Source organism: Mycobacterium shunyiense, from assembly GCF_058270035.1.
Genome location: NZ_JBZDPT010000046.1, coordinates 85,354 through 100,295, shown reverse-complemented (window position 1 = coordinate 100,295; position 14,942 = coordinate 85,354). Strand labels below are relative to the sequence as shown.

Genomic DNA, 14,942 nt, shown 5'->3' with positions numbered 1-14,942 from the left:
GCGATGCGGCAGCTACCGGCGAACAGTGCACCGGCGGCGCCGAATTTTGATGCGAAACCCTTCTTCTCAAAGGACTTCTATAATTCCCTTCATGAGAATACTATTCTCACAGTACGAAAGTTACAATCTCCGACACATTGGCCGCGAGGGGGTCTGGCACCACAATGGCAAGGCGTTCTCCGGTACAGTCAGTTCATGTTCTCCCCACTCGACAAGCGTCGGAGCAGCCAGTGACCACCGCTGGCGAAGAACCCGCGTGGAAGCAACGAGCTGTCGAGCGGTCGATCAAAACGGCCAAGTTGCGCGCCGCCCAGCGCGTTCAACGGTTCCTCGACGCCGCCCAGGCGATCATCATCGAAAAGGGCAGCACCGACTTCACGGTCCAAGAGGTCGTGGACCGCTCTCGTCAATCGTTGCGCAGCTTCTACCTGCAGTTCGACGGTAAACACGAGCTCCTACTCGCATTGTTCGAAGACGCGCTGAGCCGCTCGGCCGACCAGATCCGGGCCGCCACCTCGACCCAGGGCGAACCGATCGAACGCCTGAAGGTCGCGATTCAGCTGCTTTTCGAATCGTCGCGCCCCGATCCGGCCGCCAAGCGCCCACTGTTCACCGACTTCGCCCCGCGTTTGCTGGTGTCGCACCCGTCGGAGGTCAAGGTCGCCCACGCACCGCTGCTGGCCCTGCTCACCGAGCTCATGGAGGAAGCGTCCGAGGCCGGTCAGCTCCGCGCGGGGATCAACCCGCGTCGGATGGCAGCGATGACGATGCAGACCGTGATGTTCGTCGCGCAATCCAGCGGAGGCGCCGACGAGGCATCGATCCATCCGATCAGCGCCGACGAGGTCTGGGACTTCGTGGCCAATGGATTCGCCGCCAGCTAGTTGAGAATTTCGTTCTCCTAAGAAAAGAATTCTCCTTACACTCAAGCGCGTGCCCGATCTCCGGACTCACGGCTACCGCGTCGCGCAATGGGCGACCGGCACCATCGGAACCCACGCATTGCGCTCGATCATCGAGCATCCACACCTGGAGTTGACCGCTGTTCATGTCTTCGGCGCCGACAAGGTCGGCACCGACGCGGGCGAACTGTGCGGCCTGGACCCCGCCGGCAATCTCTGCCACCGACAACGTCGAGGCCGTTCTCGACGCCGGCATCAACGTGGTCAGCACGGACGGCCAGTTCCACCATCCGCCCTCGGTCGACCCGGGGCCACACAGTGCCGTCACGGAGGCTTGTGCGCGCGGGAACGCCACGCTGTATGCCACCGGCAGCAGCCCAGGCTTCATCACCGAGGCGATTCCGCTCACGCTGACGTCGGTGCACTCCGAGGGCCAGTCGGCGCTCGCGGCCGAGGACACCGCCATCCGGGCCGGACATCTCGCCGCCGGAACCGCGGCCGCACAACGAATCACCGTGTCGGGCTTCCGCTCGGGGCGACAGCTCCTGCGATTCCAGGCGACCTGATACTGCGGTACGAACCTCACCGAGGACTGGGACCCGCGGCCCACCGGTTGGCGCCTGACCGTGGACGGCGATGCACCACTGGACATCGATGTCCGGATGCCGATTCCGCTCGATCGGATGGCAGCAGTTCCCCGGATACACCGCGAACCGAGCGGTCAACGCGGTGCCATTCGTGTGCGCTGCCGAGCCCGGCATCCGGTCCACCCTGGACCTGCCGCAGATCGTGGCCACCATGACCGACTGAGAATTGCGTTCTTCTAAGCAGAGAGTACAAATTGTCCGAAACGTATCTGTCGTTGACACGGTGGGTAGCCCGGTGACAGAGTTGCTGAGCAGGTGCACAGTATTTCACCGCTACGTGGCAGAAGAACACAGAACTGGGGTAATCAATGACTGGACGGGTGGAAGGCAAGGTCGCGTTCGTCACCGGCGCGGCCCGCGGCCAGGGACGTAGTCACGCGGTACGGCTGGCGCAAGAGGGCGCCGACATCATCGCGATCGACATCTGTGGACCGATCCGGCCCGGCGTGGAGACCGCCATCCCGGCCTCTACCTCCGATGACCTGGCCGAGACCGCGAATCTCATCAAGGGGCTCAACCGCCGCGTCGTCACGGCCGAGGTCGACGTTCGCGACGCCGATGCGATCAAGGCCGCGGTGGACAGCGGCGTCGAGCAGCTGGGCCGTCTCGACATCATCGTGGCCAACGCCGGCATCGGCAACGGCGGCGATGTCCTGCACGAGACCAGCCAGCTGGACTGGGACGAGATGATCGACATCAACCTTTCGGGTGTCTGGAAGTCGGTCAAAGCCGCTGTGCCGCACCTGATCGAAGGGGGTCGCGGCGGATCGATCATCCTGACCAGCTCGGTCGGCGGACTCAAGGCCTACCCGCACTGCGGTAACTATGTCGCCGCCAAGCACGGCGTCGTGGGGTTGATGCGCGGCTTTGCCGTGGAGTTGGGTCAGCACAACATCCGTTGCAACACCGTGCATCCCACACATGTGGCGACCCCGATGCTCCACAATGACGGCACGTTCAAGATGTTCCGGCCCGACCTGGAGAACCCGGGCCCCGACGACATGGCGCCGATCTGCCAGCTGTTCCACACCCTGCCCATCCCGTGGGTCGAGGCCGTGGACATCAGCAACGCCGTGCTGTTCCTGGCCTCCGACGAGGCCCGTTACATCACCGGTGTGACGCTGCCGGTCGATGCGGGAAGCTGCCTCAAGTAGGTCCGGATCCCTAGCCCGGACCGAGTGTTGCGGCACCGGTCTGCGGGTGGCGGTACCAGCCACCCGCAGCCCGCGTGCCACCGTCGACGTGAAGCGTCTGCCCGGTGACATACCCGGACAGACCCGAGGCCAGATAGACCGCCGCCCCGGCGATTTCGTCGACATGACCGGCCCGGCCCAGTGGGATGGCATCAGCGATTCCCTCCGGTGGCCCGCCCGGCGACAGTGCCATGAGCCCCTCGGTGAGGGTGAGGTCGGGGGCGATCGCGTTGACCCGGATGTTGTGCTGCGACAGCTCGAACGACGCGGTCTGGGTGTAGTTGATGACGCCCGCCTTCGCCGCCGCGTACGCGGCATAACCGGGAGCCGCACGCACTCCCTCGATCGACGTGAGATTGATGATGCTGCCCGGCAATTCATCGGCGACCAATCGGCACGCCACCCGCTGTGTGCACAAGAGGACGTGGCGCAGATTGCTCCGGTACAGCGCGTCCCAACCGTTCTCGCTCGTTTCCAGCAGCGACGAGGCGAACACTCCACCGGCGTTGTTGACCAGGATCTGGACCGGCCCCAGTTCGGCGGTCGTTCGGGCCAAGGCGGCATCCACCTGCTCGCTGTCGCGCACATCGGTGACGATGCCCAGTGCCCCGACGGTTTCAGCGGACTCTGCACAGCTCTGCTCGTTGCGCTCCCAGATGGCCACCGAGGCACCGAACGCCGCCAACCCAGCAGCGATACCCCGGCCGATGCCGGCGCCCCCGCCGGTGACCACAGCCACCTGTCCCGTGAGCAGAATGTCAGAAGGATTGATAGCCATAGTGATTGAGGCTAGCGCTGGGGCGGGCGGTGAGGCTAGATGCAACGTTGGGTGACCGGCGACGGAACCGGCCTTGAATTCCCCGCTGATCCGGACACACTCCGTGACGCCGGACCGGTGTTCCTGACCGCGGCCCTGCACGCCTTCGGCGCTCTCCCGCAGGAAAACCGGATCAGCGCGATCACCCGGTTCGAGGATTGCACCGGAGGCAGCACCGGACGCAAAGCCCTATTGGACGTTCGGTACGCGGATCCGGCCGACGGCCTGCCTACCGAGCTGTTCGTGAAGTTCTCCCGCGACTTCGACAACCCCCGCCGCGATCGCGGTAAGTCGCAGATGGAGCTCGAGGTGGCTTTCGGGGCGTTGTCGGCCGACACCAAGCTGCCCGTCACCGTGCCGGTGTGCCTGTTCGCCGACTACCATGGGGCGTCGTGTACCGGGATGCTGTTGACCGAGCGGATCTCGTTGGGCACCTCTGGGATTGAACCGCACTACGGCAAGTGTCTCGATTACCGGATGCCCGATCCCCTCGGTCACTACCGGGCCCTGCTGGCCTCGGTAGCGCGACTGGCCGGCGCACACCAGTCCGGCTCCCTCCCTGACACCGTGACCGGTCAGTTCCGTTACGACGCCGCCAAAGTGACGGTCGGCACCCGAACGCACCACTCCCCCGACGAACTCGCCGAGCAGGTGCACCGGCTGACCGCATTCGCGGACCGCTACCCGGCGTTGATGCCCCGGAGCGTCGGCCGCCCCGAGTTCATCACGCGCATGCTCGCCGACGTCGGCCGGATCGCCGCTGCCGAGGACGCCGTCATGACCTGGCTTCACGCCACCGCGGACCAGGTGGCGCTCTGCCACTGGAACGCCAACGTCGACAACGCCTGGTTCTGGCGCGAGCCGGACGGGACGTTGAGGTGCGGGTTGATGGACTGGGGCTGTGTCAGCGTGATGAACGTCGCGATGGCCCTGTGGGGTTCGCTGTGCAGCGCCGAGACAGAGATCTGGGAACGGCACCTCGACGGACTGCTGGCCCACTTCGCGGCCGAGTTCCGCGCCGCCGGAGGGCCCGCACTGGACATTGCGCGGCTCCGCGCCCAACTGATGCTCTACGCCGCGGTGATGGGAGTGACCTGGCTGCTCGACGCGCCCACCTACCTACAGACCACCCTCCCCGGTCCTACGATCAACCGCTTCGACCCGCGGATCGCCGACAACGAGCCGGTGCGGTCGCAGCTGCTGATGCTGAGCAACGTCCTGCACCTCTGGGACACCCAGGATTTCGGTACTCTGCTCGACGAGTTCGAGCGCCTGCCCTGAGCCCGGCTCAGCGAGTTGCCTTGCGACGTACGCCCACCCCGGGTTCTGTGCCGATCACGCCGTCGTCGGCAAGTGCGGTGATCTCCTCGTCGGACAGTCCGAGCTCTGCCAGCAGTTCGTGATTGTGCTCGCCGAGCAGCGGTGCGGCCTGCCGGTGCAGTGCCCGCGGCCCGTTGGCGAGCGAGACGGGCAGGGTGCTGTGGGGTGCGGCGTTGTTCACCGGATGCCCGACATGCTCGAAGAACCGTCGGAAGCGCACCTGCGGAAGCTCCAACTGACGGTGCGGCTGCATCACCTTGGCCACCGGAACCTGGGCAGGCCAGAGTATTTCGACGATCTCGTCGCCGCTGCGAGGTAGGCACCAGGCCGCGAGTTTCTCGTCGATCAGATCGTGGCGCTCCCGGCGCCCGGCGGCGGTGTCCAATGCCGGATCCATCGCCCAGTCCGGTTGCCCGAGCGCCGCACGGAGCGCGGCCCACTGGGCATCGGTGCCGACCGCGATCGCCACCCAACTGTCGGCACGGCCGAACTCGTCGATCTCGGCGGTCTGGTAGATGTTCTGCGGCGCCGCGGCCGGCCCCCGGTTGCCGTCGCGCTGAAGCAGCGTGCCGTAGGCCGAGTATTCGATGACCTGCTCGGCGCCGATGTTGAGTGCGGCGTCGACCATCGCGGCCTCGACAAGCACCCCTTTCCCGGTGCGACGCCGGTGCTCGAGTGCAAGCATCAGTCCCGACAGCGCATGCACGCCGGCGTTGGGGTCGCCGATCGAATACGGTTCGAACGGAGTGCGATCCGGGTAGCCGGTGAGCCAGCTCAATCCGGACGCATCCTCGATGATGTAGGCGAAGGCCGGGTTGTCCCGCCACGGCCCGTCGAGGCCGAAGCCGGGCATCCGGACCATGATGATGTCGTCGCGCAGCTCTCGGAGCGAGTCGAAATCGAGCCCGATCTGTTCGATCACCCTCGGGGTGAAGTTCTCCACCACGACGTCGCAGGTGGCGATCAGCCGGCGCAGCAGATCCCGGCCCTGTTCGGTCTGGAAGTCCAGGGTCAGGCTCTTCTTGTTGGTGTTGAGCGCACTGAAGATCGGCGATTGCTCCCACCACTGCTCGACGGAGGCCGGGATACCGGCGATCAACCGGGTGCCGTCCGGGCGTGGGGTCGACTCGAGGTGGATGACCTCGGCCCCGAGCATGCCCAACGGATGGGTGCACGAAGGCCCGGCCCAGAACGTGGTCATGTCGAGCACACGCAACCCGCTGAACGGCAACCGATCGCCGCCGGGAGTACCGGTCGGCGCATCGCGCGGGGTCAGTGCCGTCGCCCGGATCTCTTCGGTGTGCTCACCGAGGCGGGGAGCCGGCGCCGCTTCACGCAACGCCACCCCGGACAACCGGTACGGCGCGGCGGGCTGGGTGAACCCGTACTCAGGGTTGCGGACGAACGCCTGCCGCTGCACGAAATGGTCCATGGCGGTGACGTTCTCACCGTTGCCGACCGGAGAGTTCGGGATCCGGAATGCGGACGCGAGGTCACGGACGTCGTCCACGTTCTGGTCGCGCAGCCAGTCGTAGAGCTCCTCGGCATGAAGGTTGGCCTGCTCGGTGATGGTGAGCTCGGAGTTTTCGTCGATCCACTCGTCATGGCCCGACATCGCGCACAGATCCCACCACTGCTGGGCAGTGCCACATCCGAGCGCCACGAGCCCGTCGGCGGCCTCCGCGACCCCGGGAACCGTGGGCCTGCGCTCGGTACGCCACGGACGGCCCAGCATCTCGAAATAGGTGACCGGGTAATACGTCAGGCCCAGGATCTGTGCCTCCAGCGCCGACAGGTCCACCAGTTCGCCGTGGCCGTCACGGATCGCCCGCGCCCGGAACGCCAGCGTCATCGCCGCCGCATAGGCGCCGGCCAACCACTCGCCCACCTGGCCGCCGATGGACACCGGCGCTCGGTCCTGCACGCCGCGGCCGATGCCGATCGCGCCGCCGGACCACGCCTGCAGGGTGAATTCGGTGGCAGCCCTGCCGCTCCAGGGACCATCCAACCCGAACGGCGTGATCGTGGTGACGATCAGATGGGGATGCCGGCGAAACAGATCCTCCGGCGCGACCTTCTGGGCCACAGCAGATTCCGGGGACCAGATCACGGCATCTGCCGCTGCCACCAGCCGGTCGAGCAACTCATTGTCGACGGAGGACTCATGGTCAACGACCACACTGCGTTTCCCGCCCGCCAGGAAGGCGAACAACGCACCATCCCGGTCCGGCCCGATATGTGCGCCCGACGCCGACCAGCGGCGCAACGGATCGCCCTCGGGCGATTCGACTTTGATCACATCTGCGCCGCCGTCGGCGAGGATCTTCGTGGCGTACGCGCCCGCGATCCCGCTGGACAGATCGATGACCGTGTAGCCGTCAAGTGGTGAACTCATGTGCTTATTCGGGTTTCGCCCTGTTCTTCTTGGAGAGCCGGAAATCGGGCGGGAACTTGCTGTCGTTGTCGTTGACCGCGGCCGACAGTCCCGAATCGATCGACTCGAACATGTCCAGGTCGTCATCGCTGTCGTTGGCCACCCCGTTGCCCATCGACTCGAAGAACGCGCTCAGCAGGCTGCCCATGTATTCGCCCTGCTGCTGCTTGAAGATCTCGAAGAACATCTTCTGCTGAAAGACGGTGTCCACCGGCCGGTTCCGGGTACAGGAGAGCGCGTACTTCTGCACTTCGGCTTCCAGCTGATCGCGGGCAACGACCTTGTTCAGGAAGTTGCAGTCGTACATTTCCGCGGCGGTGAACGGCCGCCCGGTGAAGACCATCTCCTGGAACTTGCGCAGGCCCATCATCTGGACCCACGTCCACATCCGTGGTCCCCAGCCGTGATACCGGAAGGACGGATGCCCGAACAGCGCGTCATCAGAGGAGATCACCAGATCGGCATCAGCGCACTGGTAGAAGTGCCAGCCGTAGCAATAGCCCTTCGCCTCGACGATGCTGATCTTCTTGAAGTCCTGCAACGCCCGGTTGCCGGCCTGGGAGTTGGCATACCACGAGCTGATCGTCGCTCCGTTGCGGAACGTCCCCTTGGGCGGGTAGGTCACCTCCCCGACTCCGTCGTCTTCGAGCCGCAGCTCCGCCAGTCGGGCCGCCGGGTTGTCGTTGCCCTCCATGAACTCCGGCAGATCCGCCCCGCTGCCCAGGTTGTCCCCCACGCCGCGGATGATCACCACCTTGACGTCGTTGTCGGCGTTGGCCGCCCGCAGCACGTCGGCGTAACGCAGCCGTGCCATCGACGTCGGGGCGTTGAGAAACTCCGGCCGGTTGAACGTGATGGTGGCGATCTTGGTCTTGGGGTCCTTTTCGTAGAGGATGATCTCCTCCGGTGTGGGCCGCTCTGCGGCAGAAGGCTGGAGCCGCTCAGACATGTGCCACCTCGCTGTCGGTCGGGGCCTGGGTCAGCACCTCAGGGCCGTCGGCCCCCACGACAATGGCATCGCGGGTGAACACCGCGCCGACGCCCTGCTCCCAGACGTAGCCCGTGACGGCCAGGACCATGCCCTCCTCGAGAATGTCGGCCTCGGCGGTCGCCCGGAGGCTGGGCGACACCACTGGTGGGTCGAATCCCAGTCCGAGCCCGTGCGCCACCGGCATCGCCGGCAACGGTTCGCCGGCCTGTTCGTACGCATCGAGTAGCCCGCTCGTCGGCTTTCCGGCGCGGCAGGCATCAACCAGCCTGTCCCACAGGTCATCCCGGCGCCGGTACAGCGATCGAACCGCATCCGTCGGTTCGCCCACGTAAATCGTTCGCGCCACCTCCGCGACGTAACCGTCCGCGAGCACACCCGCCGACAGCGCCACCAGGTCACCCCCGCTCACGCGGCCATCGCCTTCGGCACGACGCCACGGATGGTCTTTCGAGGTGACCCACGCAGCGTCCTGGGTCGCAGGGGTGCTCACCCCGCCTGCGGCCTCGGCCTCCAATATCGCACCGGCGAGGCGCTTCTCGGTGGTTCCCGGAACCAACTCGGCGACGCCTTTCGCCAGCCCTTCCTCGGCGACTGCCAGCGCCCGCCGCAGCGCCACGATCTCTTCGGGAGTCTTCACCCGACGCGCGGCCCGCATCGCCTGCTCACCGTCGACAAGCTCCGCGTTCGGGAAGGCCATCGGCAGCAGCTTGGCGAAGGTCGGCGTCAGGGCATCCGTTCCGATGCGCCACGCCGAATCGGAGCCCTTGATGTTCCGCAGCACCTCGACCAAGGTCATCGGGTTCCAGGCGAAGCCGTAAAGATTCTCGTGTGGAATCTCCTCGGGGATGCCCTCGTCCCACGTGCTGTTCAGGTGGATCTCACCCGTGGCACGGACGAACGTGCAGATCGGCCCGAAAGGCCGGGTACCCACCACCCACAACTGCGGGGCGCCGGAGATGTACCGGACGTTGGCCTGCCTGCCCAGTACCAGCGCATCGAGGCCGTAGGCCTCCATCTGTGCGATGGCGCGCTCCCGACGGCTGACGCGCAGTGCCCGGCCGTCGGCCTCGATATCAATTCCCACGGGACACCTCATACGGGTCGTACGGATATGCGGTCAGCGGCATCCAGCCGCCCTCGGTCACCACGACGATCTCCTCGCCGCGGTAGCCGCCGGTGCCGTCCTCCCAGACCACCGGCTCGAACACCAGCAACATGCCTTCGGGGAAGACGAAGTTGTCGTCCCATTCCTGGCCGAGATCCGTTCCGATCATCGGCATTTCAGCTGCGCTGGTACCGATGCCGTGTCCCAGGTAGAAGTGCGGCAGCCACGGCTTCTGTCCGTCGCCGGCTGCCGTCGCCGCCCGGCCGAGGTCGCCACAGGTGGCGCCGGCCTTGGTTACCGAGAGCACCGCGTCGACGATGCGACTCCACTTGTCGAATTGCTTCTGTTGGGCCGGCGTCGGGTCCTGACCGACGATCCAGCTACGTCCGTGATCGGAGCACCAGCCGTGGTAGGCGATGGACACATCGGTCCACAGCACATCGCCTCGCTGCAACTCGCGCTCGGTGGTCAGCAAGGGCAGAGCGAGATCACCGGTGGTGGTCCAGGTACCTTCGGCCTTCGACGCGGGCATGACCTGCCATATCGAGTCGAACATGTTGGTCGTGGCGCCCAGTTCGAAAGTCCGACGGACGAATTCGGCAGAAAGGTCGATCTGGCGTACGCCGGGTGCCAGCGACTTGTAGATCTCCCCAACGGCCTGTTCGGTGATCTGACACGCCCGGCGGATGCAGGCGATCTGGTCGATGGTCTTGACGAGCTTCGCCGCACCGATCACCGGGGCGGCATCCACCGGTGCGCTGGGGAACAGTGCGCTGCCGGCCAACCGCATCGCTCCGGTCAACTCGTCGGTCGCAATCGTCGCGCCGGAAGGCACCAAGCGAGCCAGGATCTTCGCGAATTCCGCCACGCCCTCGTCGAATTCGAGGTAGACCGGCCCGTGCAGGTGATCATCGGGCAGCCCGGTTTCCATGGCCGCACCCTCACGGAACGGCAGGAACAGGTGCGGGTGTTCATCATCGGCCAGCACGACCGCGATCGGCCGCTCGACATGTGACAGCCCCGCGTCGGCCAGCGGCCAGGCGATGCCGGTGGCGTACATGACGTTGCCGTTACCGAGCAGCACGAGTGCATCGACACCCTGGTCGGCCATCGCGGCGTGCAGACGCGCACCGACCTCACGGCGCATCCGGGCGAGATCGGGCTCGTCGGGAATGTCGAGCGGGGTGAAGCCGGTTCGGGCGATCTGGGTGACTCCGGACAGCGTCGAGCTCGTCATAGGAGCCCCAGGAACTTCTGAATGTTGGTCGACACGATCTTGGTCGCATTCTCCGGCCCGACTGCTTCAACGACAGTGGCCAGCGACTTCTCCGAGTACCCGAAAGTGCTTTCGTTGTGCGGATAGTCGCTGGACCACATCACGTTGTCGACACCGATCTGGTCGATCAGCCGCAGTCCGAGCGGATCCACCATGAACGAGGCGGCCATGTGCTCGTTCCAGTAGTACCGGACATCCTGTTGCAACTCGTGGTTGAACATGTGCCGGTAGGAGGCCAGCATGTGCTCGGCGTCCTGCAATGCGGTGGGAACCCACGCGATGCCGCCCTCGAACCAACCGATCTTGAGTGTGGGATGCCGGTCGAGGATGCCGGAGAAGACGTACTTGGCGAACTGCTCACGGAAGGAGTCGACGTTGACCATCATGCCGACCACGACGCTGTTGTTCTCGCACGGGGTCTTGGGCGGTGTCTCGCCGATGTGGTGGCTGACCGGGATGCCGGAGGCCTCGATCTCGTCCCAGACTGCATCCATCGCGGTGCTGCCGTAGTCGTAGATGTTGCCTTCGTCGTCCTTGCCCGGATTCAGCGGCAGTAGGAAGGTCTTGAGGCCAAGCGACTTCAGCTCCTCCAGGGTGCTGCGCGTGCCCTTCGGATCCCACCAGTTGATCAGGCCGACGCCGTAGAAGTGCCCGTTCGACTGCTCCTGCAGAGCGGCGATGTGCTCGTTGTAGATCCGGAACACCCGCTCGCGCAATGCCTTGTCCGGGTAGTGGAACAAGGCCAGCACCGCGTTGGGGAATGCCAGTTCCTTGTCGATGCCGTCTTCTTTGAGCTCCCGGATGCGGGCCGCGATGTTGTTCGACGCGGCACCGGCGAGATCGTCGTACTGCATCAGCACGCGGCCGAAATCGCCTCCGGTCCAGGCCTTGCCCTTCATGCCGACCATGTAGGCGCCGTCCTCATACCAGATGCGGGGCGCCGCGCCCTTGAGCTCCTCGGGGAAGCGCTCAAAGAAGATATCGTCGGCCACCGAGATGTGGTTGTCGGCCGAGAAGATCTCGGTGCCTGGTGGCAGTCCGAGATCGCCGGTGGCATGACCTTTCCGGTTTTTGGGGGCGCCGAAGCCTTCCGGTGGATAGAGGGTCGTCGAAGTAGTCATCTGTGGTACTCCAATCGGGCTGTAGGGGCTGAAGGCCGGCGTGCCGGCAGTTACCACGTAACGGGTAGTTCGTAGACGCCGTAGGCGAGGCGGTCGTGCTTGAACGGCACCTCGTCGAGCGGGATGGCCAGGCGCAGGGTCGGGATCCGGCGCAGCAGGGTGTGGAACACGATCTGCAGCTCGGCGCGTGCCAGCTGCTGACCGACACATTGATGCCTGCCGTAGCCGAAGCCGAGTTGCTGGCCGGCGTCGCGGCTGAGGTCGAGCTTGTCGGGCTCCGGGTAGGCCTTCGCGTCCCAGTTGGCCGGAGACAGGTCGATGATGACGCCGTCACCGGCGCGGATGGTCTCGCCGCTGATCTCGATGTCCTCCAGCGCTACCCGCCGCTGGCCGGTCTGGATGATGGACAGGTAACGCATCAGCTCTTCGACCGCATTGGCGATGACCTTGGGGTCCTCGGCATTTCGCAGGAAATCGGCCTGCTCAGGGTTCTCCAGCAGCGCAAGGATGCCGATGCCGATCATGTTGGCGGTGGTCTCATGTCCGGCGATCAGCAGACCGGTGCCCAGCTGCGCGGCCTCCTTGACGCTGATCTCCCCGGCCGTCACGCGCTCGGCCAGATCCGAGACCGCATCCTCAGACGGGTTGGCCTGCTTCTCCTCGACCAGATTGATCAGGTACTGATGCAGGCTCATCGCGCCCTTCTGCATGGCATCGGCTGCCGCGTAGCGGGCCAGGCCGGCGTTGGCATGCTCCTGGAAGAACTCGTGGTCTTCATAAGGGACACCGAGCATCTCGCTGATCACCACGGTGGGCACCGGCAAGGCCAGCTTGGCAACCAGGTCGGCGGGCTGCGGTCCGGCCAGGATCTCGTCGATGCACTCGTCGGTGATCTTCTGGATGGCCGCGCGTAGTCCCTCGACGCGACGGAACGTGAACGGCTTGGACAGCATCCGGCGGAACCGGGTGTGCTCCTCTGCATCGGAGGTGAACACCGAGCGCGGCCGCTTGTCGACGGTGGAGAGCATGTGCTCGTTCCAGTGTGGGAAACCTGCGATCCGGTCGTCCACACTGATCCGGGAGTCCGCGAACAGGGTCCGGGCCTCTTCATGACCGGTGATCAACCACGGGGTGTCGCCGTTCCAGATCTTCACACGGAACAGGCCTTTGGGGTTTCCCAGCATGGGTGGCGGCGGCGCGAACGGGCACCGCACGTCGCGCTCCATCGGGTAGTCGGGGATGTCGACTTCGGTCAGCGTCTCAGACATGTGGAGCTTCCATTCCTCAAGTCAGTCTTGAATTTCGATGGCCAGGGCTGGGCATGCCGCCGCAGCACGGCGGGCGTTGTCGATCTGTTCCGGGCTGGGGACGGGTTCGAGTAGGACCACGACGCCGTCTTCGTCGCGCTGGTCGAACACCGCGCTGGCATTGAGTACGCACTGCCCCGAAGAGACGCACTTGTCCTGGTCGACAGTGACTTTCATAGGAGGTCGCTTTCTTGGGTAACCGGCGCCATCCAGAGACCGACGATCGCGTCGATCAGCCCCGATGCCGCGCCCTGCCAGGACGCCCGCGGCACGGTGCCGCCCTGAGCCATCGCGCGTTCGCGATCAGCGGCACTGTGCATCAGGAGATTGCGCGCCATGATGTTGCGTTCGACCCGGATCTCGTCGGGCAGATCGGGCAGGCTGTTCTTCATCCCGTCGATGACCTGCACCAGCGACTCCGAGCTCAGAGCATCGCGCACCACGATGTTGTGGTAGGCCGGATCGGTCATCACCTGAGCGGCGAACCTGGCATACCAGGTCGGGTTGCCCAGCGCGGCAAGGTGATCAGTGAGTGGCTGCACCAGACAGGCGACCCAGTCCCGTAGCTCGGCCGAAGCGCCGGTGTCGGCCACCATCTGCTCGCGCAGGCATTCGATCGGACCACGGTGCTTGTGCTCGATCGCGCGGACCAGATCGGTCTTGGTACCGAAGTGGTAGCCGACGGCGGCGTTGTTGCCCTGCCCGGCCGCCTCACTCACCTGACGGTTGGACACCGCGAACACCCCATGCTCGGCGTAGAGGCGCTCAGCCGCCTTGAGGATCGCCTCCTGGGTACTGCTGGCCCGATCGGCGCGAGCGGTCCGGTTGGCTGCTGTCACCGTTACAGTCAACGCGCCTCCTGTAATTAAGTCAAGCACTTGATTTAAAGCCCTGGGACCGCTGCGCCACGCCTGGGCAACGAGCGCGCCGACACGACGGTTCTCGACGGAAAAACCTGGTTACCGCGGCAAAAACATAGTCTCGGCGGGGTTGGTTGGTGGGCTATTTGGGCTTTCTCACGATGACCTTGCCTGCGACGGTGCCCCCATCGATCGGCAGGACGGTTCCCGTCACGTACCGGGACCGGTCGGTCGCGAAGTACAGCGCCGCCTCGGCCACATCCTCGACCGTGCCCTCGCGCTTGAGCGGGCGGTCGTTGCGCATCTGCGCCCGGATCCCCGCCTCGAACTCCTCGATGCGCTCGCGCTCCTCCGGCGAGGCCGACTTGGCCACGATCGCGGTGCGGATGTTGCCCGGGGCGATCGCGTTGACTCGGATCTCGTAGTGGGCCAACTCGATCGACGCCGACTTGGTGAACTGGATGACCGCGGCCTTTGACGCGCGATACGTCATCACGCCACCGCCCGCCTGGATCCCGCCGATCGAGGTCAGGTTGAGGATCGATCCGCCGCCATGCTCGGACATGTACCGAGCAGCATCGCGGGTGCCGGCCATGACAGCCCGGACGTTGACTCGCATCACGGTGTCGAAATCAGCGAGGTCGTCGTCGAGGAAGCGGCGGTGCATCCGGCCCGAGACCCCGGCGTTGTTGACCATGACGTCGAGGCCGCCGAAGGTGTCGACCGCTGTCGAGACCAGCCGCCCCACCTGCTCGACGTCACCCACGTCGGTGAACAGGAACGCGGTGTTGTCACCGAGTTCGGCGGCGAGCGCCTTGCCACGATCCTCGTCGACATCGCCTATCAACACCTTGGCGCCCTCGGCGGCGAACCGGCGCACCAGCCCCTCACCGAGACCCGACGCACCGCCGGTGACGACCGCGACTTTTCCGGCCAACTCGTTACTCATGCGCGATCCCGCTCCGCTTC

The 14,942-nt window shown here is 65.5% G+C and carries 14 protein-coding genes and 1 pseudogene; 5 read left to right on the top strand and 10 right to left on the bottom strand.

The window, feature by feature from the left end; genetic code table 11:
* Nucleotides 1–164 precede the first annotated feature (164 nt).
* From AC4ELS_RS27120 to AC4ELS_RS27105, 4 genes and pseudogenes are all read left to right on the top strand, one after another.
* Nucleotides 165–884, top strand: a complete 720-nt coding sequence (locus AC4ELS_RS27120) for a TetR/AcrR family transcriptional regulator (RefSeq protein ID WP_082941676.1) — start codon at nt 165–167, stop codon at nt 882–884.
* Between the two features lie 164 nt (nt 885–1,048).
* A complete protein-coding gene (locus AC4ELS_RS27115; protein ID WP_499050092.1) occupies nt 1,049–1,468 on the top strand; it encodes a hypothetical protein in 420 nt (139 codons plus the stop codon).
* 139 nt (nt 1,469–1,607) lie between these two features.
* A pseudogene (locus AC4ELS_RS27110) lies at nt 1,608–1,712 on the top strand (hypothetical protein); the annotation flags it as partial.
* A 145-nt stretch (nt 1,713–1,857) separates the two neighbouring features.
* Nucleotides 1,858–2,703 (top strand): mycofactocin-coupled SDR family oxidoreductase, encoded by an 846-nt coding sequence (locus AC4ELS_RS27105; RefSeq protein ID WP_064938217.1) that lies wholly within the window; start codon nt 1,858–1,860, stop codon nt 2,701–2,703.
* A 10-nt stretch (nt 2,704–2,713) separates the two neighbouring features.
* Here AC4ELS_RS27105 and AC4ELS_RS27100 read toward each other — a convergent pair whose 3' ends face one another.
* The gene (locus AC4ELS_RS27100; protein ID WP_499050089.1) at nt 2,714–3,520 is read right to left on the bottom strand and encodes an SDR family NAD(P)-dependent oxidoreductase; all 807 of its coding nucleotides are present in this window, start codon (nt 3,518–3,520) and stop codon (nt 2,714–2,716) included.
* A 39-nt stretch (nt 3,521–3,559) separates the two neighbouring features.
* Here AC4ELS_RS27100 and AC4ELS_RS27095 point away from each other — a divergent pair, with 39 nt between their 5' ends.
* Entirely contained in the window at nt 3,560–4,840 is a 1,281-nt protein-coding gene (locus AC4ELS_RS27095) for a hypothetical protein (RefSeq protein ID WP_499050086.1), read from the top strand.
* 7 nt (nt 4,841–4,847) lie between these two features.
* On the opposite strand, the gene AC4ELS_RS27090 is transcribed toward AC4ELS_RS27095, so the two are convergent.
* The 9 genes from AC4ELS_RS27090 to AC4ELS_RS27050 form a co-directional block, all read right to left on the bottom strand.
* On the bottom strand, nt 4,848–7,274 hold the full coding sequence (locus tag AC4ELS_RS27090; protein WP_499050083.1) for a CaiB/BaiF CoA transferase family protein: 2,427 nt from the start codon (nt 7,272–7,274) through the stop codon (nt 4,848–4,850).
* 4 nt (nt 7,275–7,278) lie between these two features.
* Nucleotides 7,279–8,262 (bottom strand): enoyl-CoA hydratase/isomerase family protein, encoded by a 984-nt coding sequence (locus tag AC4ELS_RS27085; protein ID WP_064885430.1) that lies wholly within the window; start codon nt 8,260–8,262, stop codon nt 7,279–7,281.
* The gene (locus AC4ELS_RS27080; protein WP_064885428.1) at nt 8,255–9,388 is read right to left on the bottom strand and encodes a M24 family metallopeptidase; all 1,134 of its coding nucleotides are present in this window, start codon (nt 9,386–9,388) and stop codon (nt 8,255–8,257) included. Before AC4ELS_RS27080 ends, AC4ELS_RS27085 begins: the two co-directional genes overlap by 8 nt.
* A complete protein-coding gene (locus AC4ELS_RS27075) occupies nt 9,378–10,646 on the bottom strand; it encodes a M24 family metallopeptidase (RefSeq protein ID WP_064885426.1) in 1,269 nt (422 codons plus the stop codon). Before AC4ELS_RS27075 ends, AC4ELS_RS27080 begins: the two co-directional genes overlap by 11 nt.
* Nucleotides 10,643–11,806, bottom strand: coding sequence for an amidohydrolase family protein (locus AC4ELS_RS27070; RefSeq protein WP_498883379.1), 1,164 nt, complete (start codon nt 11,804–11,806; stop codon nt 10,643–10,645). Before AC4ELS_RS27070 ends, AC4ELS_RS27075 begins: the two co-directional genes overlap by 4 nt.
* 50 nt (nt 11,807–11,856) lie before the next feature.
* Complete coding sequence (locus AC4ELS_RS27065) at nt 11,857–13,074, bottom strand: cytochrome P450 (RefSeq protein WP_448447930.1); 1,218 nt, start codon at nt 13,072–13,074, stop codon at nt 11,857–11,859.
* A 21-nt stretch (nt 13,075–13,095) separates the two neighbouring features.
* Nucleotides 13,096–13,290: a ferredoxin gene (locus AC4ELS_RS27060; protein ID WP_064885420.1), complete on the bottom strand. Its 195-nt coding sequence runs from the start codon at nt 13,288–13,290 to the stop codon at nt 13,096–13,098.
* On the bottom strand, nt 13,287–13,952 hold the full coding sequence (locus tag AC4ELS_RS27055; protein ID WP_174554292.1) for a TetR/AcrR family transcriptional regulator: 666 nt from the start codon (nt 13,950–13,952) through the stop codon (nt 13,287–13,289). Before AC4ELS_RS27055 ends, AC4ELS_RS27060 begins: the two co-directional genes overlap by 4 nt.
* Before the next feature lie 163 nt (nt 13,953–14,115).
* On the bottom strand, nt 14,116–14,922 hold the full coding sequence (locus AC4ELS_RS27050; RefSeq protein ID WP_498883377.1) for an SDR family NAD(P)-dependent oxidoreductase: 807 nt from the start codon (nt 14,920–14,922) through the stop codon (nt 14,116–14,118).
* Between the last annotated feature and the right edge of the window lie 20 nt (nt 14,923–14,942).